Raw genomic sequence first — 21,743 nt, 5'->3', positions numbered from 1 at the left:
CCGGCTCTTTGATAAGGAAATCAAGGTATGTCAGTTACGCCGAGTTACACCTACACCCCGGAGCAGGTCACTGCAGCGTTCAACGAAATCAAAGCGACCCTGTTTCGCGGTATCACTGCCGAGCAAACGCCAAAAATCCTGGTGGTTGCCGGGCTTCAAGGGTCAGGTAAAACCTTCCTGCTGGAAAAGCACCTGTTGCCTTCAAAGCGCTACGAAAAATACGTTCGTCTCTACCTGCCCGAATACCGCCAGAAACATCCTCAATACGCAGAGATGATCAAACTCGGCGTCTTGCACGCCTACGAGCACACGCAAGCCTTTGTAGAGGAAGTCAGCGAAAAAATCTTCACTGAAGCCTTTACCCTCAAATACAACATCATCATGGAGTGCGCGTTCGGCAGAATCGGTTTCGCCACGTTTCCACCCCTGGCCACGGCAGCCGGATATCAATTCGAAACGCATATCGTCGGCTGTACGCAGGAATTCGCCCACGTATCGAGCATCAAGCGGGCACTCAAGAGCCTGGAGAATCGGGAGCTCGAACGCTTTGTCAGCTACGCGGACCTTGATGCCAGCATGAGTCTTGCACAAGCGATCATTCTGGCCTTTGAGGTTGCCTCCAAAGCAGTCGACGGCTCACAAATCACCTTGTATGAGCGCGGGCCTGGAGCGTTGAAAGAGCGCCTCCAGCGTGCTCATTTCACCTACTCAAAAGCTGACATTCCTGCACCCACACCTTCAACGGCACCGACACCGAACAGCACCTATGCCAACATCATCAATAACCATGTCTGCACCCCGCGCGAACGTGACGAGATGGTAAAAGACTGCCATTTGGCGTTGCTAAAAGCCCAAACCTACGCCCAGCTTGTCCCTGACGTTGTCTACAACGATTTGTACGCTTACATCGTCAAATACGTTTACCGATAAGAAGTCGGACCCATTCAGCGGCGAACCGGTGGCAGTCTCCTGGCCAGCGAGCGGTCAACAACTGACCATCACGCACGACGAAGCCTCGCTGGGGTTCGTCCGCTGAATCACGGAGCGCCAGCAACGGGCCTCGCTGAAAATGCGCAGGGCTGGCGAGGGCGCCCGTGACCTCTGCTTCGACGGTTTGCGGATAGGTCCGGTAATAGCGTCCAAGCCAAGGGGCGGTGATGACCCAGGCCGGCAATTCCATGGTGCTGGCCAGCAAGGCAGTGACCTTGCGTCCATGCAACACCGAACGCCGGGTATCGGGATCGATGGTACGGGCTAGTAACAACACGCCGTGACACACTGCTGCCACGGGTTTGTCAGCCTTGAAAAAATGCAGGGCGATCCGTTGCGCCTGGTCTGACTCCAGCAGACTGCGCATGCCCTTGGCATGGCCGCCCGGAACCAATAGTCCGTCGTACTGATCGAAGTCGACGTCGGTATAGGCCATCGGCTGACGAAACCATTTGTCTTCGATCATGCGGGCGTAGTGGGCAAGATCGGAATCACGGGTCATCAGCAAAGGGTTCAACGGGCCGAAGCCAATGTTCACCAGACGTGAGTCGGCGTAGGCCGGCAGACCTTGGGGTGTTGCAAAGCGCACCTCGATACCGGCCTGGCGCATGGCTTGCCATACGACGCTGCTTTCGGTGGGATCGTAGTCAGACGTGGGCAACAGAATCAGGATCATCGGGGTGCCTTGTATCGGCCGGGGTGGCAATTGGCGTCGAGAATAGGCTGTGTGAGCGTTATGCTCCAGTTCTCAACCGTTTTCATGGTTTCTAAACCCACGGTTTGTCGCATACTCCATAACAATGATAATCACGGGTGTGATCGATGAGTGATAACCAGTCCAGAACCTATTCCATCGAGGAGATGCGCTTTCGTCTGCTGATCGATGCCGTGGTGGACTATGCCATCTACATGATTGATCCAGACGGCATCATCACCAGCTGGAACGCTGGCGCCAAGCGCTTCAAAGGTTATGAGGAGGCGGAGATTCTCGGCCAGCACTTCTCGCGTTTTTATACCGAAGAAGATCGCCAGGCCGGTTTGCCACAACGTGCGCTGGAAACGGCAATTCGAGAGGGTCGTTTCGAGGGCGAAGGCTGGCGTGTGCGCAAGGACGGTACGCATTTCTGGTCGCACGTGGTGATTGATCCGATTATCGACCCTTCGGGCAAGCTGTTGGGTTTTGCCAAGATCACCCGCGATCTGACCGACCGCAAAATGGCCGAAGAAACCCTCAAGCAAAGCGAGCAGCAGTTTCGCTTGCTGGTGCAAAGCGTCACTGATTACGCCATCTATACGCTCGCCCCGGATGGACGCGTCTCCAACTGGAATCTGGGCGCCCAGCGCATCAAGGGTTATCGCCCCGAAGAGATCATTGGCCAGCATTTTTCGATTTTCTATACTCCGGAAGATCGCGCTGCCGGTGAGCCGCAACGGGCGTTGGAGATCGCAACGCGCGAGAAGCGCTTCGAAAACAAAGCCTGGCGCGTGCGCAAGGACGGGACTCGGTTTATGGCACATGTGGTGGTCGACCCGATTTGGGGCGATACCGGCACGTTACTCGGCTTTGCCAAGATCACCCGTGATATCACCGAGGCTACTCAGGCGCAGCACGAACTTGAGCAAGCCCACGAGGCGTTGTTCCAGGCGCAGAAGATGCAGGCCATCGGTCAACTCAGCGGGGGGATTGCCCACGACTTCAATAACCTCCTGACCGTCATCCTCGGCAACCTGGAAATCTTGCGCAAGCGCGTGGGTGACGATCCGAAAGTCACCCGTCTGCTGGATAACGCCACTCAGGGTGCCATGCGCGGCGTGTCGCTGACCCAGCGCATGCTGGCGTTTGCGCGACGTCAGGAACTCAAGTTCGAATCAGTCGATTTGTCCGAGTTGGTGCAAGGAATCACCGGTCTGTTGCGTAGCTCGCTCGGGCCGTCAGTAACGCTCGAGACACGCTTTGCACCCGGGCTCGTCCCTGTCAGAGCCGACCTCAATCAACTCGAACTGGCGGTGTTGAACCTCGCCACCAATGCCCGTGATGCGATGCCCAAGGGCGGTCAGATCGTCATCAGTGCCAAGCTGGGAGACGCCAGCAATCAATCAGCCCTGCACCTGGCGCCGGGCGATTATGTTTGCCTCAGCGTCAGCGATTCGGGTGAAGGGATGGATGAAGCCACACTCGCGTCGGCGAAAGACCCGTTCTTCACCACAAAAGGCATCGGCAAAGGCACGGGGCTTGGGTTGTCGATGGTTCATGGGTTTATCGAACAGCTGGGCGGGCGGTTCATTCTCAAGAGCAAGAAAGACGTAGGCACTACCGCCGAACTCTGGATACCTGCCGCCACGACCGCGTCGGTGGCCAAACCCGTCGTGGAGTCGGCTCAGCCGCCTCCAGTGGAGCAGTTGTGTGTGTTGGTGGTGGACGATGACAGCCTGGTGTTGACCAGCACCGTGCTGTTGCTCGAGGATCTCGGGCACCGGGTCATCAGTGCGACATCGGGGGCGCAAGCGCTTGAGCAGTTCGATAACGAGCCGAACATAGACTTGCTCATTACCGACATGGCCATGCCGCAGATGAATGGAGCGCAACTGGCTCAGGCCATACGGTTCTTCAAGCCCGGCTTGCCGATTATTCTTGCTACGGGGTATGCCGAGCGGCTGGAAGGCTTCGCCGCCAAACTTCCGCGCTTGTCCAAGCCCTTTACCCAACTCAACCTGGTGGAAGTCATCGCCTTGGCCATGAAGTGAGTGGCGCTCGATGCGCCGCTGGAAGAGCGCGGGGCGGGCACTGTGAGATCCGGCTGAACTTTGCCCGGGTACGTTTCTTCTAAACGTTTTCCCAGACTCATGTGATTGTCGTGCCAAGAATACTGACCGAACCACCGGCTGAAGAGGCCCTGACCGAACACAATGCGAAGATGTTCGGCTCACCCAAGGAACGCCTGGATTTTTACCGCCGTGAGATCCAGTACGAAACCAGCATCCTCGCCAATCGAACCGACGCCTATCTGGCCGCGCAATCGTTTCTGGTGATTGCCTTTGCTTCCTGCATGTCCAACCTTAACCCGGAGTGGGGAAAACTCTTCACGCTGGTGGTACCGGCGTTCCTGGCGTTACTGGGGTTGCTCAGCTCACTCAACGCCTGGCCGGGCATCCGGGCCGCTTATGACATCATCGATCACTGGCATTTCAAGCAGAGTGAATTGCTGCGCGCCGAGCCATTGATGGGCTTGGCTTACGATGAATCTCCGCTGTTCAGCGAGACGGAGTCGTCCCACAAGGGGTATCGCAAGTCGTTGCTGTTTTCCGTGCGCACGCCGTGGATTTTCGCCACGTTCTGGGTGCTGCTGGGCTGCTACGCGGTGTACATCCAGGTCACCAACCCCGGCGGCTGATTCACGCAATAAAAAGGCCCGGCAGTTGCCGGGCCAGGTAAATCAAAGCTTTCCATCATGCCGCCAGGTTAGATGCGCTCAGTTCTTTCTTGTATTGAACCTTGAGCGTTTCCATCTGTGCCCCCAACTCTTCCAGAGTGGCGTTGCCCAGCAGCTTCTTGGCTTGCGGGAACATTTCCGTTTCCTCTTCTTCGATGTGGTGCTCCAGCAATTCCTTGACCACTTTGGCCCGACCTGCGAATTCCGGGGTAGAAGGATCGGTGGCTTTCAAGTCAGGCAGTACCAACGAATCCACGGTGCGATGCTCTTCCTTGGCTTCGTAGTACATGACGTCTTGTTCCTTGCCGCCCGCTTTTTTGAACGCGGGGTACAGGATTTCTTCTTCGAGGCGGGTATGGATGGTGATCTCCATTTCAAGCTTGGCCAGCAGTTCGGTGCGTTTTTTCACGCCCCGTTCGGTGGACTCGCTCAACTGGGTCAGGATGCCTTTTACGCGTTCATGGTCGGCTTTCAGCAGGTCGATGGCGTTCATGGTCAAATCTCTCAGGTAATCATTGGGGGGGCGCTATCGGTCTCAAGGCCGAAGGTCGCTTCCTGTACTGGAGCATTTGTCGTGCCGACTTTTTCACTCGCAGTATTTCTATGTAAAACAATGGGTTGAGCGCGCTGCTGGCGAACTGCATTCGTGCAGGCTGCATGAGTCCGGAATTTGACTCATGCACTTCGCGGGACTCAAAAGCCCGGCGTTTGTGCAAAATTTTGGGGTGGGTACATATCCGTTTTTTTGGTGATGGCGGATATTGGTTCCGCCCTGACGGCGGGTTACTTGGAAGAGCGCCAAGTAACCAAGCGCTAGCGCCCCTGACGTACGGTGCCTCGCTAAGGCTCGGCATTCCCTCACTCCGGTCCTGCTCCGTGGGCCCGCCGCCATCGGCCATCCATGGCCGGGGGCGGCTAACCCGGCATCCATGCCGGGTTGCCCACTACGCAGAACCTGCGTTCGGCCTCCCGACGGGGCAGATCAAGATCAAGATCAAAAGCGCAAGGCGAGCTAACGCTCGGCCTGAAGAGTGGTGAGGAGCCACGGGTGTACACCGTCAAATGTGGGAGCGAGCTTGCTCGCGATGAGGCCCTGTCAGTCGGAGGTGATGTTGCCTGTAATGCCGCCATCGCGAGCAAGCTCGCTCCCACAGGTATTGAGTACATCTGCCAAAGCCAGGTTGGCCGGAAGGCCCCTCGCGTTGCTGATCGTTCCCACGCTCCGCGTGGGAATGCATCCCGTGACGCTCCGCGTCACCATCGCGCAAGACTCAAGCCTGATGTCGACAGCGGAACGCAGAGCGTCCCCGGCGGCATTCCCACGCGGAGCGTGGGAACGATCACGACGCGCAAGCGTTGAAGAACCAGGCCGGCCCGTAGGCCGCCTCGTTTTGCTTTGGCGGTGCACGCCCCCTCGTGAGGCCGAGCGCAGGTTCTGCGCAGTGGGCAACCCGGCATGGATGCCGGGTTAGCCGCCCCCGGCCATGGATGGCCGATGGCGGCGGGCCCACGGAGCAGGACCGGAGCGAGGGCATGCCGAGCCTTGGCGAGGCACCGAACGTCAGGGGCAAGAGCCCTTTGGTTACTTTGGGCCGGGCCGCGCAGGCTTTTCCAAAGTGACCCGCCGTCAGGGCGGAACCCTAAGCCGCCATGACCGCAGAAACGGATATGTACCCAACCCCAACCCCAACCCAATCCCAACCGCATTCAAGCTCAAAGCTCAAGTGACTCACGCAACCGCTGTGAATGATTGGCACACACCGGAATCGGCGGAAAATCTTCATTAAGCAATCGCAGGTGCTCGATCGCTTCCTGAAACTTCTGATCAGCTTTTCTGCGCAACGCCCGATAACGCTCAAACAGCTCCACGTCCAGATCGCCGCCCTCAAGCATTTCAAAGGCACAGCGACTCAACAACTGGGCTTCTTCGAACAACTGTCGGTTGCGTTCCAGAGCGAACGTGCGGCAGGCCTTGATCTGATCGGGAGAGGAACATTGAGTCATGACGGGCACCTATTTCTTATCCGAGGTCCCTTTGAACGGCATCGTTGCCACAGTGGAACCGAACACTGTCGTTTCCTGCCTGCAAAACCGAGGCGGGTTTAACGTTGTGACTGTCGGGTTTCACAGGGATTTCAACTTTTTGAAGATGAAAATTCGATAGGTCAGCCAGAGATATTCGGTCGAAAAATCAAAAAACCTGTTTCTTGCTGCGTTCGTAATGGGCGAGGGTGGGTTGCGTGCTGACCCCGTGAATCAGAATGCTCAAGGCAACCACCGACAACGTCAGGTCAGTGCACAGGGTCGCCACCGAGTGATCCAGCCCGTGGTTCAAGGCATAGAACAGGTAATACAGACTGCCGATGCCACGTATGCCGAACCAGCCAATCAACATACGCTGCCGCCCGTCGAGCAGGCCGCCCCAGGGCATGACCACGACACTCAAGGGCCGAATCAGGCAAAACAACACCCCGCTGACCAGCAACGCACGCCAGTCCCAGTGCGCGATCAGCACTACGCCGAGCAGCGTCACCAGAAACACTTCCATCGCCCGTTCCACCAAACTACCGAAGGCAAGCATGTCACCCATCATGATCCCCGCCGCGACTTGGGTGTCCTCAAGATGCTCGGTGTCGCCATGCACGGCGTGTTGCGGTTCGACATTCTGATGACCGACAACGGGTTGAACCAGATGCTCGGCGGGCAGTTGTGATTCGCCGGTGGATTTCACCTCGGCTTGACGCAACCCCAGGCCGGCAGCGAATACAGACAAGAAACCATAGGCGTGAATGGACTCGGCGCCGACGTAGGCCAGGGCGATCAGGGCGAGGGCGAGGTAGTCGTTCGGGGACAGCGTGCTGTCGTCATTCTTGATTCGCAGCGATAACGTCAACCGCCCGATACCGCGCCCCATCCAGTATCCCGTCAGCAATCCGGCGGGAACTGCCCAGAGCACATTGCGCAGCACCCAGTCGCCGAGCCAGCCGGGGTTGCCATCGTGTTGCAGCAGAAGCAGCCCAAGGATCACGAACGGAAACGCGATGCCGTCATTGAGTCCGGCTTCACCGGACAGGCCAAAACGCACGCTGTCGTCGTCCCGCGCGTCGTTGACCTGGACGAGGGCGGCGAGCACAGGGTCAGTCGGCGCCAGTATCGATCCGATCAGCATCGAGGCACCCCAGGACAATTGCAGCCCGTAATGCAGCAACAGACAGAGGCCGCCAATGGTCAAGACCATGACCGGACCGGCGAGTCCGAAGGCGATCCGCCAGTTCTTTTCCTTCAGCGGCGAGCGCAATTTCAGGCCGCAAACAAACAAGGAAAAGAGCACCGCGACTTCCGTCAGGTGCTCCATCCAGGTAGACGCATCATTGGTGTCGAGTTTCAACAGCCCGAGCCCCGCCGGGCCGATGCCGACGCCCAGCGCCAGGCACACGGCAGACGTGGTCACCGGCATCCAGCGCAGGTACGACGAGGTCAGTGCCAGCGTCAGCAGCACGGCGCCCAACACGGCCACCCATAAAATAAAGCTCATGATCGGTACTCGTCAGGGGGCGCCGCGTTGGCGGGTTCAAGGTGATCAACCGAACGTTACGTCTGCCCGGTGAGGTGCAAGACGTCACGACAGGCGCGATCACAACATCGGCTTGCCGCCCGTGACGCCATAGCGCTGACCCGTGATGTAACTGGCCTCGTCCGATGCCAGCAGCACATAAATCGGCGCCACTTCCACCGGTTGGCCTGGTCGCCCCAGCGGGGGTTGGGCTCCGAAGTTCTGTACTTCTTCATCGGGCATGGTCGAGACGATCAAGGGTGTCCAGATCGGACCGGGCGCCACGCAGTTCACCCGAATGTTTTTCGGCCCGAGCATCTGCGCCAGGCCGCCGGTGAAGTTGGCGATCGCGCCCTTGGTCGTAGCGTAGGCGAGGAGGGAGGGTTTTGGCATGTCCGAGTTGATCGAGCTGGTGTTGATGATCGAACTGCCGGCCTTCATGTGCTTGAGCGCTGCCTGACAGATCCTGAACATGGCCGTGATGTTCACGTCGAAAGTCATGACCCATTCTTCGTCCGGGATGTCTTCGAAGTTCTCGTGAGTCATCTGGAAGGCAGCGTTGTTGACCAGGATATCGATCCGGCCGAAGCGCTCGACGGTCTTGTCGACCAGGGCCTGGCAATTCGCTTTGTGCGCAATGTCGCCGGGCAGCAGCACGCATTGGCGTCCGGCCTGTTCGACCCAACGTGCGGTTTCCTGTGCGTCTTCGTGTTCGTTGAGGTAGGCAATGGCGACATCCGCGCCTTCACGGGCGAAGGCGATGGCCACCGCTCGACCGATGCCACTGTCAGCCCCGGTGATCAGGGCGATTTTGCCGTCCAGCCGGCCCGAGCCTTTGTAGCTTTGCTCGCCGCAGTCCGGGTAGGGATCCATCTTCTTTTGCGAGCCGGGAACGGGCTGGCCTTGTTTCTTGAAGGGTGGTTTTGGGTAATCAATCATCGGGAAATCTCCGTTCTCAAGGCACAAGAGTCAAAGGGTTGACCTTGTGTCTTTGCCTTGAGTTCGGTTGGATTTCAGTGCCTCTCCCGATCGTTCCCACGCTCTGCGTGGGAATGATCAATCAAGCGAGTATCAGGCCTTGAGGTTGAGCAGGCTGCGCTCCATTCGCGCCAGGCCTTCTTCGAGCAACGCCCGCGGGCAGCCGAAATTCAGGCGCACGAACTGTTGGGCGTTATCGCCGAAATCCAGACCCGGGCTCAGGCCTACCTTGGCCGTGTCGAGGAAGAACTGCTGCGGATTGTCCAGCCCCAGGGCTGAGCAATCGAGCCACGCCAGGTAAGTCCCTTGCGGGATGTTCATTGTCACGCCCGGCAGACGGGTGCGAACCGCGTCCACCAGGTAATCCCGATTGCTTTGCAGATACGCTTTCAACCCGGCCAGCCACGGACCGCCTTCGCTGTACGCGACGCGTGTCGCTTCCATGCCCAACGGGTTGACGCTGTCGACCATGCCGCAGCGGGCGTGATTGACCCGAGCACGCACCGCGGCGTCCTGAATGATCATGAAGGAGGTTTTCAGGCCGGCGATGTTGTAAGCCTTGCTCGCCGACATCAGCGTGATGGTGCGCTGAGCGATCTGTGGGCTTAGCGAAGCGGTCGGAATGTGCACACGTCCGTCGAAACACAGCTCGGCGTGGATTTCATCGGAGATGATCCAGGCGTTCTGCTCCAGGCAGATGTCGGCGAGCGCTTGCAGTTCTTCCCGTGGAAAGACCTTGCCCAGCGGGTTATGCGGGTTGCTCAGCAGCAGCGCGCCACCGCCTTTGAGTGCCTGGCTCAAGGCGTCGAGTTGCGTGGCATAGGTGCCGTCGGCCAATGCATCGAATTCCAGTTCAACCTTGTTCAAACCCCAGTGACCCGGCGCGTGGCGCAGCGGCGGGTAGTTCGGGACCTGGACCACCACGTTCTGCTGCGGCTCGACCAGTGCCTTCAGGGCCATGTTGAAACCCGATTCCACGCCCGGCAGGAAGATCAGTTCTTCCGGCAATACGCGCCAGACGTACTTGTTCCAGAGGTCGGCAATGACGGCGGCGCGCAGATCATCCTGAGGCACGCTGTAGCCGACCATCGGGTGTTCCAGGCGTTTGCGCAGGGCTTCAACGATGACCGGCGGCGCGGCGAAGTCCATGTCGGCGACCCACATTGGCAACACATCGGCCGGGTAGCGGCTCCACTTGGTACTGCCGGTGTTGTGGCGGTCGAACACCTGATCAAAATCGAAGGTCATGCTCAGTCTCGTAGAAAGCGTGGTTGAACGTGGCGCAATGATAAACGCCAAGCCCTTGTGGGGGCGAGACAGTAATCGCCCGAACATCACATTCCCATGTGGGAGCGGGCTTGCTCGCGAAGAGGCCGGCAAGTCCAGCATTTATGTCGGCTGACACCATGCCTTCGCGAGCAAGCCCGCTCCCACAGGATTTGTGTGATGGCTGGAATCTGCGCACTGCCCGATGGTCGGTTTTCAGGCAGTCAGTTCTCCCATTGGCTAAAGTTTCAGATGTCGGTAGCCACGCTGCCGCCACCGTGATCGTCCAGAAAAACCCGGCAAAAATACCGGGTTTCCACCTGATCAGGAGTGCACGATGGACCTCAACCGTCGTCAGTTCTTCAAGGTCGCTGGTATCGGCCTTGCGGGCTCGAGCCTCGGCGCGCTGGGCATGCTCCCCGCGACAGCCTTCGCCGAGCAGGTACGCCATTTCAAACTCGCCCACACCCATGAAACCCGCAACACCTGCCCGTATTGCTCGGTAGGCTGCGGCGTGATCATGTACAGCCAGGGTGATACCGCCAAAAACGTCGCGCAAAGCATCATCCACATCGAAGGCGATGCCGACCACCCCGTCAACCGTGGCACCCTGTGCCCCAAAGGCGCCGGTCTGCTGGACTTCATCCACAGCCCCGGGCGCCTGCAATATCCGCAAGTGCGCAAGCCGGGCAGCACCGAATGGACGCGCATTTCCTGGGATGAAGCGCTGGACCGTGTCGCCGACCTGATGAAGGCCGATCGCGACGCCAACTTCATCGAAAAGAATGCCCAGGGCCAAACGGTGAACCGCTGGCTGACCACGGGGTTCCTGGCGGCGTCGGCGGCGTCCAACGAAGCGGGCTACATCACCCACAAGGTCATTCGCAGTCTCGGCATGCTGGGGTTTGATAACCAGGCGCGTGTCTGACACGGCCCGACGGTGGCAAGTCTTGCCCCGACGTACGGCCGTGGTGCCATGACCAATACCTGGACCGACATCGCCAACGCGAACCTGGTCCTGGTGATGGGCGGCAACGCAGCAGAAGCGCACCCCTGCGGCTTCAAGTGGGTGACCGAAGCCAAGGCGCACAACAAAGCGCGGCTGATCGTGGTCGACCCACGGTTTACCCGCACGGCCTCGGTGGCCGACTATTACGCGCCGATCCGCACCGGCACCGACATCGCCTTCATGGGCGGGCTGATCAACTACCTGCTGACCCAGGACAAGATCCAGAACGAATACGTGCGCAATTACACCGACGTGTCGTTCATCGTCAAAGCCGGCTATGGCTTCGAGGACGGCATCTTCAGCGGTTACGACGTCGCCAAGCGCAGCTATACCGACAAGTCCGGCTGGGGTTATGAACTCGGTGACGATGGTTTTGTAAAAGTCGACCCGACCCTGCAAGACCCGCGCTGCGTCTATCAATTGATGAAGCAGCATTACAGCCGCTACACCATTGAACTGGCGAGCCAGATCTGCGGCATGCCGGTCGATGCCATGCAAAAAATCTGGGACGAGATCGCCACTTGCGCGCAACCGGGCAAGACCATGACGATTCTCTATGCGCTGGGCTGGACCCAACACTCGATCGGCTCACAAATCATCCGCAGCGCCGCGATGGTGCAATTGCTGCTGGGCAACGTCGGCATGCCGGGCGGGGGCGTGAATGCCCTGCGCGGGCACTCCAACATCCAGGGCCTGACCGACCTCGGTTTGCTGTCCAATTCGCTGCCGGGTTATCTGACCTTGCCGGCGGATGCCGAGCAGGATTACAACGCCTACATCGTCAAACGCACGCAGAAGCCGCTACGTCCGGGGCAACTGTCGTATTGGCAGAACTACAGCAAATTCCACGTCAGCCTGATGAAAGCCTGGTACCGCGACAATGCCACGGCCGAGAACAATTGGGCCTATGACTATTTGCCGAAACTGGACATTCCCAACTACGACATCCTCAAAGTGTTCGACCTGATGGGGCAGGGCAAGGTCAATGGCTACCTGTGCCAAGGCTTCAACCCCATCGCCGCGCTGCCCGACAAAAACCGGGTGATGGCGGCACTGGCCAAGCTGAAATGGCTGGTGGTGATGGACCCGCTGTCGACTGAAACCTCGGAGTTCTGGCGCAATGTCGGGCCGTACAACGATGTGAAGAGCGCCGATATCCAGACCGAAGTGATTCGCCTGCCCACCACTTGTTTTGCCGAAGAGGACGGCTCGCTGGTCAACAGCAGCCGCTGGCTGCAATGGCACTGGAAAGGCGCCGACGGCCCGGGCGAAGCGCGCACCGATATCCGCATCATGGCTGAGTTGTTCATACGGCTGCGCCAGCGCTATCAAGCCAACGGCGGCGCTTACGCCGAGCCGATCCTAAAACTGTCGTGGCCCTACAAGATGCCCGAAGAGCCGTCGCCGGAAGAACTGGCGAAGGAAATCAACGGCTACGCGGTCAGCGATTTCACCGACGCCACGGGCACGGCGATCAAGGGCAACGCGCAATTGGCGGGGTTCGCCCAGCTCAAGGACGATGGCAGCACGGCGTCAGGCTGCTGGATTTTCTGCGGCAGCTGGACCGAGACGGGCAACCAGATGGCCCGCCGCGACAACAGCGACCCTTACGGCATGCATCAACATCAGGGCTGGGCCTGGGCGTGGCCGGCGAACCGGCGGATTCTCTACAACCGCGCTTCGGCCGACCCGCAAGGCAAACCGTGGGACGAGAAAAAACGCCTGGTGTGGTGGAACGGCAAAGTCTGGGGCGGCACCGACGTGCCCGACTACAAGGTCGACGTGGCGCCGGAAGCGGGGATGAATCCGTTCATCATGAACCCCGAAGGCGTGGCGCGATTCTTCGCCGTCGACAAGATGAACGAGGGGCCATTCCCCGAGCACTACGAGCCGTTCGAGACGCCAATCGGCATCAACCCGCTGCACCCGCAAAACAAGAAAGCCACCAGCAACCCGGCGGCCAGGATCTTCGATTCGGTCTGGGATTCGCTCGGCGTGGCCAAGGATTATCCGTATGCGGCAACGAGCTACCGGCTGACCGAGCATTTCCACTTCTGGAGCAAGCACTGCAAGCTCAACGCCATTGCCCAGCCCGAGCAATTCGTCGAGATCGGTGAAGTGCTGGCCAAGGAAAAAGGCATCGTCGCCGGCGACCGGGTCCGGGTCAGTTCCAAGCGTGGCCATATCGAAGCGGTGGCGGTGGTGACCAAGCGAATCCGGCCGCTGCAAGTCAACGGTCAGGTCGTGCACCAGATCGGTATCCCGCTGCACTGGGGCTTTACCGGGCTTACGCGCCACGGCTACCTGACCAACACCCTGGTGCCGTTCCTCGGCGATGGCAACACTCAGACCCCGGAATCCAAGTCATTCCTGGTCAACGTGGAGAAAGTCTAAATGGCCAGCCAAGACATCATCGCCCGTTCGGCCACCACCACCGTGCCGTCCTCGGTGCGCAATCAGGAGGAAGTGGCCAAGCTGATCGACACCACCAAGTGCATCGGCTGCAAGGCTTGCCAGGTCGCCTGCTCGGAATGGAACGAGCTGCGCGACGACGTCGGCCACAACCTCGGCACCTACGACAACCCTCAGGACCTCAGCGCCGACACCTGGACCTTGATGCGCTTCACCGAGCATGAAACCGACGCCGGCAACCTGGAGTGGCTGATCCGCAAGGACGGCTGCATGCATTGCGCCGAGCCCGGTTGCCTGGCGGCGTGCCCCAGCCCCGGCGCAATCATCAAGCACGCCAATGGCATCGTCGATTTCGATCAGGACCATTGCATCGGCTGCGGCTATTGCATCACCGGCTGCCCGTTCAACATTCCGCGGATCTCGCAAAAAGATCACAAGGCGTACAAATGCACCTTGTGCTCGGACCGGGTGGAAGTAGGGCTGGAACCGGCCTGCGTGAAAACCTGCCCGACCGGCGCCATCGTGTTCGGCAGCAAGGAAGACATGAAGGAGCACGCCGCCGAACGCATCGTCGACTTGAAGAGTCGCGGCTTCGACAACGCCGGCCTGTATGACCCCGAAGGCGTTGGCGGCACGCACGTGATGTATGTGCTGCACCACGCGGACACGCCGAGGCTGTACGCCGGTTTGCCGAGCAATCCGACGATCAGCCCGCTGGTGGAATTGTGGAAGGGCGTGAGCAAACCCTTGGGCTTGTTGGCCATGGGCCTGGCGGTGCTGGCCGGGTTCTTCCATTACGTGCGCATCGGGCCGCAAGTGGTCGAGGAGGATGAACTGCCGCCCTTCAAAGACCCTTCGGTGCATGAAGTCGATCCATCGGTGCATACCTATGATCCGAAACGGGAGGACCGGCCATGATCCGCAAACAGATCCTTCGCTACACCGCCAACCAGCGCACCAATCACTGGCTGGTGGCGATCCTGTTCTTCATGGCGGCGCTGTCCGGCCTGGCGTTGTTCCACCCGGCACTGTTCTGGCTCAGCCACCTGTTCGGCGGCGGGCCGTGGACACGCATCCTGCACCCGTTCATGGGCGTGGTGATGTTTGTGTTGTTCCTCGGTTTGGTGATTCAGTTCTTTCGGGCGAACTTCTTTATCAGCAATGACCGCTTGTGGCTCAAGCGCGTCGGGCGGGTGATCCGCAATGAAGAGGAGGGCGTGCCCCCCGTCGGCAAGTACAACCCGGGGCAGAAACTGCTGTTCTGGACGCTGCTGCTGTGCATGCTGGTGTTGCTGTTCACTGGGCTGGTGATCTGGCGCGCTTACTTCAGCGTGTACTTCGGCATCACCGCGATTCGCTGGGCGATGTTGCTGCATGCGCTGGCGGGTTTCGTGCTGGTGCTGAGCATCATCGTGCACATCTATGCCGGCATCTGGATCAAGGGCTCGATCAGCGCCATGGCGCATGGCTGGGTCAGTCGCGCCTGGGCGAAGAAACACCATGAACTCTGGTATCGGGAAGTGACCCGCGACGAGCATCCCGACCGGCCGATCAGCAAAAAAGGATAAGCCCTTGGCGACCATTCTTCAGCCTGGCGAAATCGAAGCGGCGGCGACTTCACCGCCATTTTTGCACCTGCCCCCGATCAACCTGTTCGCCTTGCGGGCGCAGCGTCTGGAAAAACTCGCTGACGGGCATCCACTCGCCGATTACCTGCGACTGGTGACCGACCTGTGCCGCGTCCAGCAAGACCTGTTGGACGATCCACCCGACACCGCGCCGCTCGATCCCGAGCGCCTGCACATCTGTCAACAACACGGATTGCCGCCGTTCGCCGCCGACAGCCTGGCGCGCGAGGACGCCTGGTTGCCGTACCTCGACGCCTTGTTGCAGCGCTATCAACCGCAGGCCACGTCCGCTGTGGAACAAGCCGTCGCTGCGTTGCGCAACGCCACCCCCGGGCAACGCAAGGCCTGGGCGATCGCCTTGGTCAGCGGTCAATATTCATTGCTGCCGGCAGCGCTGGTGCCGTTTCTCGGTGCCGCGTTGCAGGCTGCCTGGAGTCATTGGTTGCTGAGCACGCCCGACCTGGCGTTGAAACCCGGCGACAGTCTCAGCCAGTGCCCGGCCTGTGGGTCGCCGGCCATGGCCGGAGTGATTCGCCATCGCGGCAAATACAACGGGTTGCGTTATCTGGTGTGCTCGTTGTGTGCCTGCGAATGGCATGTGGTGCGGGTCAAGTGCGTGTATTGCGAGCACAGCAAAGGCCTGGAATACGTCAGCCTCGATGACGATCGCCATGCCGCCAATCAAGCGCCGTTGCGCGCCGAAACCTGTCCCGGCTGCCACCACTACCTGAAACTGCTTTATCTGGAAAACGACGCCGAGGCCGAAGCGCTCTCGGCTGACCTCACCAGCCTGATGCTGGACATGCGCCTGGAGCAGGAAGGCTACTTGCGCGCAGCACCCAATCTTCTACTCGCTCCGGGAGGCGATTAAGCACAACGACTACACTCAGGCGCGACGGTCAACGTTTGCGGGAGCGCCTGATGTCTGCCAGATCCGCCAGCCCAGCCTTGCGGCTGCCTTCCATCGACAGTTTGTTGCGTCATCCGGCGTGCCAGCCATTGGCCCAGCGTTATGGCCGGGATGCGCTGTTGGCCAGTCTGCGGCAATTGCTTGATGAGCTACGCGAGCAAGTGCTTTCAGGGCAGCTCGACGCCGTTGAAATCACCCCTGAGGTGCTGGCCGGCAGAACCGGCGAACGCCTGGCGATCCAGCAGCGTAGTCACGTGCGCCGGGTGTTCAACCTGACCGGCACGGTCCTGCACACCAACCTCGGTCGCGCGCTGTTGCCGGAGGAAGCCATCGACGCGGTGCAAATGGTCGCGCGCTATCCGCTCAACCTGGAATTCGATCTGCACAGTGGCAAGCGCGGTGACCGCGATGACCTGATCGAAGGCCTGATTCGCGAGCTGACTGGCGCCGAGGCGGTGACGGTGGTCAACAACAACGCGGCCGCCGTGCTGCTGACGCTCAACAGCCTCGGCGCGCGCAAGGAAGGCATTATTTCCCGGGGCGAACTGATCGAAATCGGCGGGGCGTTCCGCATTCCCGACATCATGGCCCGGGCGGGGGTCAGGCTGCATGAAGTCGGCACCACCAACCGCACCCATGCCCGCGATTACGAAGCGGCCATCGGCCCGCGCAGTGGTCTGGTGATGCGCGTGCACGCCAGCAACTACAGCATCGAAGGTTTCACCGCGCGAGTGCCGACCGCCGAACTGGCGGCGCTGGCGCATAAACACGGATTGCCGCTGCTCGAAGACCTTGGCAGTGGCAGTTTGCTGGACCTGACTCGCTGGGGCTTGCCCGCCGAACCCACGGTGCGCCAGGCGCTGATCGACGGCGCGGACATCGTCACCTTCAGCGGAGACAAGCTACTGGGCGGTCCCCAGGCCGGTTTGATCGTTGGCCGCAACGACCTGATCGCCAGGATCAAGAAAAACCCGCTCAAGCGCGCATTGCGCGTCGACAAACTGACCCTGGCGGCGCTCGAAGCGGTGTTGGGTTTGTACCGCGATCCGGATCGGCTGGCCGAGCGGTTACCGACTCTGCGCCTGCTGACCCGAGCGCAGGCCGACATCCTCGCCCAGGCTGAGCGCTTGCAACCGTCTCTGGCGCAGGCGGTGGGAGAGGGCTGGAACGTCAGCGCGGTGCCGGCACTGGGCATGATCGGCAGCGGCAGCCAACCGGTGGCGCGATTGCCCAGCGCAGCGTTGTGCCTGCGCCCGCTGGTCAGCAAACGTCTGCGTGGCCGGCAATTGCTGGCGCTTGAGGCCGCGTTTCGCCAATTGAGCATTCCGGTGCTGGGCCGGATTGACGACGACGCGTTGTGGCTGGACCTGCGGCAACTGGACGACGAAGCCGCGTGGTTGGCGCAACTCGATCAATTGCAGGTGCAAGAATGATTGTCGGCACTGCCGGGCACATCGACCACGGCAAAACGGCGTTGCTCCAGGCATTGACCGGCCAGGCCGGTGACCGGCGGCGCGAAGAGCGCGAGCGGGGCATGACCATCGACCTCGGCTATCTCTACGCCGCACTGGAGCCGGGCGCGGCATTGACCGGTTTTATCGACGTGCCCGGTCACGAGCGTTTCACCCACAATATGCTGGCCGGTGCCCAGGGGATCGACCTAGTGTTGCTGGTGGTCGCGGCCGATGACGGCGTCATGCCGCAGACCCGTGAACATCTGGCGATTGTCGAACTGATGGGCATCCCGCGGGCGCTGGTGGCCATCAGCAAATGCGACCGCGTCGATCCGGCCCGGGTGCAGGCGGTACGCGAACAAATCCTAACGTTATTGGCGCCGGGACCTTTTGCCGGTGCGCCGCAAATTGCTCTGTCGAGCGTGACCGGGGAAGGCGTCGAGGCACTGCGGGCGGCCTTGCTGCACGCACAACGTGAGGTCCATCAGCGCAGCACTCGCGGTGGTTTTCGGCTGGCGATTGACCGTGCGTTCAGCGTGGCCGGCGCCGGCGTCGTGGTGACCGGCACCGCGTTATCCGGACAGGTTGCCGTGGGCGACACGTTGACGCTCGGTCCGGTGGGCAAAGCGGTGCGGGTGCGGGGGCTGCATGCGCAAAATCAAGCGACAGACACGGCGGTGGCGGGGCAGCGTGTTGCGTTGAACCTCAGCGCCGAGCGCTTGGCGCTGGAGCAGATTCACCGGGGTCATTGGCTGGTGGCCGAGTGGCTGTACGCACCGACCCAGCGCCTGGATATCGACATGCGTTTGCTGGCCAGCGAAGCCAAGGCCTTCGAGCATTTTCAGCCGGTGCATGTTCACCTCGGCACTCAGGATGTCACCGGGCGAGTGGCGTTGCTGGAGGGTTCGAGCCTGGCGCCCGGTGAGCGAATGTTTGCGCAGGTCCTGTTGAATGCGCCGGTGCAAGCGGTGAAGGGCGACCCTTTGATTCTGCGCGACCAGAGCGCCCAACGCACCCTCGGCGGTGGCCGGGTACTCGATCCGTTCGCGCCGACCCGCCAACGCCGCAGTCCCGAGCGATTGGCGCAGCTAGAGGCGCTCGCGACATGCAGCGAGCTGGAAGACGTCTTGCCTGCATTGTTGGTGAACAGCGACACCGGGCTAGATCCGCAGCGCCTTGAGCGTCAGTTCAATCGTCCGCGCGACACCTGGATTTTGCCGGCCGATATCCGCTTGATCGATACGCGCCAAGGGTCGTTGCTGTTTAGCGCAGCACGCTGGGATGCCTCAAAGGCCACATTGCTGGAGCATCTGGCGCGCTTTCATCAACTCGAACCGGATCAAATGGGACCCGACCGCGACCGACTGCGGCGCTTCTCTGGAACATCGCTGGATCGACCGACGTTCATCCGCCTGGTCGAGGAGTTGCTGGCCAGTGGTACGATCCTGGCCAGTGGTCCTTGGCTGCATTTACCGCAACATCAGGTGCGCTTGAGCGAAGCGGATCAAGCCCTTTGGCAACGCCTGCAGCCGTTGTTCGAACAGGCCGGTTTCGACGCGCCATGGGTGCGCGACCTGGGCCATGACGAAGCGGCGGTGCGCCTGCTCTTGCGCAAGATGGCGAGGCTGGGGTTGGTGCATCAAGTCGTTCGCGACCTGTTTTACACCGATGCAGTCCTGCGTCGATTGGCGGCTATGCTTGTGCAACTGGCGGCGCAGAACACGGTGATTCAGGTCACGGCGTTTCGCGATGCCGTGGGCCTGGGACGCAAGCGCAGCATTCAGATTCTCGAGTACTTCGACCGGCTCGGCCTGACCCGTCGCATGGGCGACAAGCGCCATATACGCCTGGACAACGCCTTGGCTCAACCCAACGATCACTGACATCAAGGAAGGCAATCGCGCCCGGTGGCGCGGCCGGGCTTCAAACCCGGTTGGGGACGGCATCCGTTCCCGGGCCGGTTCGACTCCGGCTGCCTTCCGCCAATTTCCGCTCAGAGATGCCCCAGGTTCAGCGGGTACTCGATGACCACGTAAACCCTGTCGATATTATCGCCCGCCTGGGCCGCGTTGGCCCGATGCGACACTTGCGACAGTTGCAGGGACAACCCCTTGGCCGCACCGGATTGCACGATGTAGTGCAGGTCAATGTCGCGCTCCCAATGGCGTCCGCCGTCACCCTGTTGCGGCACGTATTCACCGGTCGACGCATCGAACGGGTTATAGGCGCCGCCCTGTGGGGCGTGGGTGCCGTCAATCTGGCTGCCCGTGACATACCGCGTCATGAACTTCAGGCCCGGAATCCCTAAGGTAGTGAAATCGAAGTCGTACCGTGCTTGCCATGATTGCTCGTGGGCGCCGTTGAAGTCGGCGTACTTGATCGAGTTGGCCAGGTAGATCGAATCGCCGCCAACGAAATCGAAGGGGGTGTCGCCGTTGATTTTCTGATAGGCGAGGGTGAAAGCGTGCGCATCGACCGTGTATTTGCCTGACAGGCTGAACGCGGTGTTGTCGATGGGGCCGGCCAGCGCTTCGCCGGTGTCCCGCGTGTGGTAGAGATTGGCGTCGAGGAATACGCCGGGTTGCTTCAGGTGCAGGTTGGCGTAGTACTGATGCCAGGTGTCGGTGAGATCGGAGGCATAGAGCGAGCCGCCGACAGGACTCTGAGTGAACAGGTCCGTACCGACAAAGCTGATACCACCAGCCTCGGTGTTGGCGCCGTAACCATAGAAGTTGCCCTTGCTGGAGGAGCTGTCCTGGTTCTTGAATGCCGTGAAATGACCGGCGACCAGATTGACGCCATCGATTTCGTGGCTATTGAGCAGAAAGCCGGTGGCGTACTCCGGTTGCAGGCGCTTGTCCGCAGTGTCGAACACAGGGGTTTCGACCATCATTTCACCGAACGCCAGGGTGGTGCGCGAAGCCTTGATCTTGAGCGCGCCACCGCCACTGGAATAGTTGTCTTCGCTGCGACCTTCATCGTCCACGGGCAGCAATCCCGTCCCGGAATGGCCCTTGCCGCTATCCAGTTTGAAGCCCGCAAAGGCATGGGCATCGAGTCCGAATCCGATTATTCCTGGTGTGAAACCAGATTCAAAAGCGCCGATAAAGCCTTGAGCCCACTCTTGTTTGTAGCTTTTACCAGTAGAAGAGGGTGTTCGGTAATCACTGTTCAAATAGAAGTTTCGACTGAGCACATCAAGTGTTGCACCGTCGAGAAAGCCTTGTGCGGATTCGTCAGCCAGCGCTGTGCCGGCGAACAGCGCGGGTATCCAGAAGGACAAACCGGCGCGAAAGTCTTGCTTGCCAAACTTCATCGATCAATCACCACGGGCGCAGCGACTGCGAAAAATCCGCAGCCGCTGGCTTTGCATGAAACCGCTTAATGGCCTTCGGAGGCGCCGAACATGGTTTTGGCGTAGATCAGGCCCAGACCGTACGAGCCACCGTTGGCGATCGAGGTTTTCACGGTTTCGTCGTAGGTTTCGGTACGTGCCCAGTCGCGCTGCAGTTCGAGCAGGTATTGCAGCGAGGTCATCGGGCGGGCGCCGATCTGGATCATGCGCTGCATGGCCATTTCATGGGCTTCGGTGCTGACGTCGCCGCAAGCATCGGCAATCACGTACACCTCAAACCCTTGGTCGATGGCCGACAGCGCCGGGCCGACGATGCACACGGACGTCCACAGACCGGCCAGGACGATCTTCTGTTTGCCGAACTTGTTGACTTCGACGGCGATGCGTTCGTCTTCCCAGGTGTTCATGCTGGTACGGTCGATAACGTTGTGTTCCGGGAACACCGACTTGATTTCATCGAAGATCGGGCCGGAAAAGCTCTTTTCCGCAACGGTGGTGAGGATGGTCGAGACCTTGAAACCACGGGCAGCCTTGGCCACGAGCGCGGCGTTGTTGCGCAGGGTAACGGCGTCGATCGACTTGGTCGCAAACGACATCTGCGACTGGTGATCGATCATGATCAGAGTGTGGTCAGTCGGGGTCAGCAGGGTTTTGCCAGGAACAGCTTTTGCGATAGCCATGACGATGTCCTTACGGGTGAATGAGGAGGCCATGGTTACGTAAATTCCGGCGGCGAGATTGAATCGGTGTGCTGTGT

At 60.2% G+C, this 21,743-nt stretch carries 17 protein-coding genes and 1 tRNA gene; 10 read left to right on the top strand and 8 right to left on the bottom strand.

What is annotated here, in order from left to right; genetic code table 11:
• Window positions 1-27: 27 nt before the first annotated feature.
• Window positions 28-930, top strand: a complete 903-nt coding sequence (locus K5K95_RS26760) for a zeta toxin family protein (protein ID WP_222586876.1) — start codon at window positions 28-30, stop codon at window positions 928-930.
• On the opposite strand, the gene K5K95_RS26755 is transcribed toward K5K95_RS26760, so the two are convergent.
• On the bottom strand, window positions 911-1,666 hold the full coding sequence (locus K5K95_RS26755; protein WP_222586875.1) for a type 1 glutamine amidotransferase domain-containing protein: 756 nt from the start codon (window positions 1,664-1,666) through the stop codon (window positions 911-913). The genes K5K95_RS26760 and K5K95_RS26755 overlap by 20 nt on opposite strands.
• Before the next feature lie 146 nt (window positions 1,667-1,812).
• Here K5K95_RS26755 and K5K95_RS26750 point away from each other — a divergent pair, with 146 nt between their 5' ends.
• Together K5K95_RS26750 and K5K95_RS26745 are read left to right on the top strand one after the other, a co-directional pair.
• On the top strand, window positions 1,813-3,735 hold the full coding sequence (locus K5K95_RS26750; protein WP_222586874.1) for a PAS domain-containing sensor histidine kinase: 1,923 nt from the start codon (window positions 1,813-1,815) through the stop codon (window positions 3,733-3,735).
• Window positions 3,736-3,845: 110 nt separating this feature from the next.
• On the top strand, window positions 3,846-4,382 hold the full coding sequence (locus K5K95_RS26745; RefSeq protein ID WP_222586873.1) for a hypothetical protein: 537 nt from the start codon (window positions 3,846-3,848) through the stop codon (window positions 4,380-4,382).
• Between the two features lie 55 nt (window positions 4,383-4,437).
• Here K5K95_RS26745 and K5K95_RS26740 read toward each other — a convergent pair whose 3' ends face one another.
• From K5K95_RS26740 to K5K95_RS26720, 5 genes are all read right to left on the bottom strand, one after another.
• Window positions 4,438-4,914 (bottom strand): hemerythrin domain-containing protein, encoded by a 477-nt coding sequence (locus K5K95_RS26740; RefSeq protein WP_222586872.1) that lies wholly within the window; start codon window positions 4,912-4,914, stop codon window positions 4,438-4,440.
• Between the two features lie 1,220 nt (window positions 4,915-6,134).
• Entirely contained in the window at window positions 6,135-6,425 is a 291-nt protein-coding gene (locus K5K95_RS26735) for a hypothetical protein (RefSeq protein ID WP_222586871.1), read from the bottom strand.
• Window positions 6,426-6,612: 187 nt separating this feature from the next.
• A complete protein-coding gene (locus K5K95_RS26730) occupies window positions 6,613-7,956 on the bottom strand; it encodes a cation:proton antiporter (protein ID WP_222586870.1) in 1,344 nt (447 codons plus the stop codon).
• A 99-nt stretch (window positions 7,957-8,055) separates the two neighbouring features.
• A complete protein-coding gene (locus K5K95_RS26725) occupies window positions 8,056-8,913 on the bottom strand; it encodes an SDR family oxidoreductase (protein ID WP_222586869.1) in 858 nt (285 codons plus the stop codon).
• A gap of 132 nt (window positions 8,914-9,045) precedes the next feature.
• A complete protein-coding gene (locus K5K95_RS26720) occupies window positions 9,046-10,200 on the bottom strand; it encodes a MalY/PatB family protein (RefSeq protein ID WP_222586868.1) in 1,155 nt (384 codons plus the stop codon).
• A 355-nt stretch (window positions 10,201-10,555) separates the two neighbouring features.
• Here K5K95_RS26720 and fdnG point away from each other — a divergent pair, with 355 nt between their 5' ends.
• The 7 genes from fdnG to K5K95_RS26685 all read left to right on the top strand — a co-directional run bounded on the left by fdnG (window position 10,556) and on the right by K5K95_RS26685 (window position 19,616).
• On the top strand, window positions 10,556-13,621 hold the full coding sequence (fdnG, locus tag K5K95_RS26715; protein ID WP_222586867.1) for a formate dehydrogenase-N subunit alpha: 3,066 nt from the start codon (window positions 10,556-10,558) through the stop codon (window positions 13,619-13,621).
• A complete protein-coding gene (gene fdxH / locus K5K95_RS26710) occupies window positions 13,622-14,557 on the top strand; it encodes a formate dehydrogenase subunit beta (RefSeq protein WP_222586866.1) in 936 nt (311 codons plus the stop codon).
• Window positions 14,554-15,207 (top strand): formate dehydrogenase subunit gamma, encoded by a 654-nt coding sequence (locus tag K5K95_RS26705; RefSeq protein WP_222586865.1) that lies wholly within the window; start codon window positions 14,554-14,556, stop codon window positions 15,205-15,207. The genes fdxH and K5K95_RS26705 overlap by 4 nt, the downstream gene beginning before the upstream one ends.
• Before the next feature lie 4 nt (window positions 15,208-15,211).
• Window positions 15,212-16,138, top strand: coding sequence for a formate dehydrogenase accessory protein FdhE (gene fdhE, locus K5K95_RS26700; RefSeq protein ID WP_222586864.1), 927 nt, complete (start codon window positions 15,212-15,214; stop codon window positions 16,136-16,138).
• A 50-nt stretch (window positions 16,139-16,188) separates the two neighbouring features.
• The gene (gene selA, locus K5K95_RS26695; protein WP_222586863.1) at window positions 16,189-17,610 is read left to right on the top strand and encodes an L-seryl-tRNA(Sec) selenium transferase; all 1,422 of its coding nucleotides are present in this window, start codon (window positions 16,189-16,191) and stop codon (window positions 17,608-17,610) included.
• Window positions 17,607-19,514 carry a selenocysteine-specific translation elongation factor gene (gene selB / locus K5K95_RS26690; protein WP_222586862.1) on the top strand — a complete coding sequence of 636 codons (1,908 nt, stop codon included), beginning with the start codon at window positions 17,607-17,609 and terminating at the stop codon, window positions 19,512-19,514. Before selA ends, selB begins: the two co-directional genes overlap by 4 nt.
• 6 nt (window positions 19,515-19,520) lie before the next feature.
• Window positions 19,521-19,616: transfer RNA gene (locus K5K95_RS26685), tRNA-Sec, on the top strand.
• An 8-nt stretch (window positions 19,617-19,624) separates the two neighbouring features.
• Here the strand turns inward: K5K95_RS26685 and K5K95_RS26680 are convergent.
• A complete protein-coding gene (locus K5K95_RS26680; RefSeq protein ID WP_222586861.1) occupies window positions 19,625-20,947 on the bottom strand; it encodes an OprD family porin in 1,323 nt (440 codons plus the stop codon).
• A gap of 65 nt (window positions 20,948-21,012) precedes the next feature.
• Window positions 21,013-21,666, bottom strand: coding sequence for a hydrolase (locus K5K95_RS26675; protein WP_084323411.1), 654 nt, complete (start codon window positions 21,664-21,666; stop codon window positions 21,013-21,015).
• Window positions 21,667-21,743 lie beyond the last annotated feature (77 nt).

The organism is Pseudomonas sp. DR48, assembly GCF_019823085.1.
Taxonomy (GTDB): Bacteria; Pseudomonadota; Gammaproteobacteria; order Pseudomonadales; family Pseudomonadaceae; genus Aquipseudomonas.
This window is presented reverse-complemented; position numbering and strand designations above follow the sequence as displayed.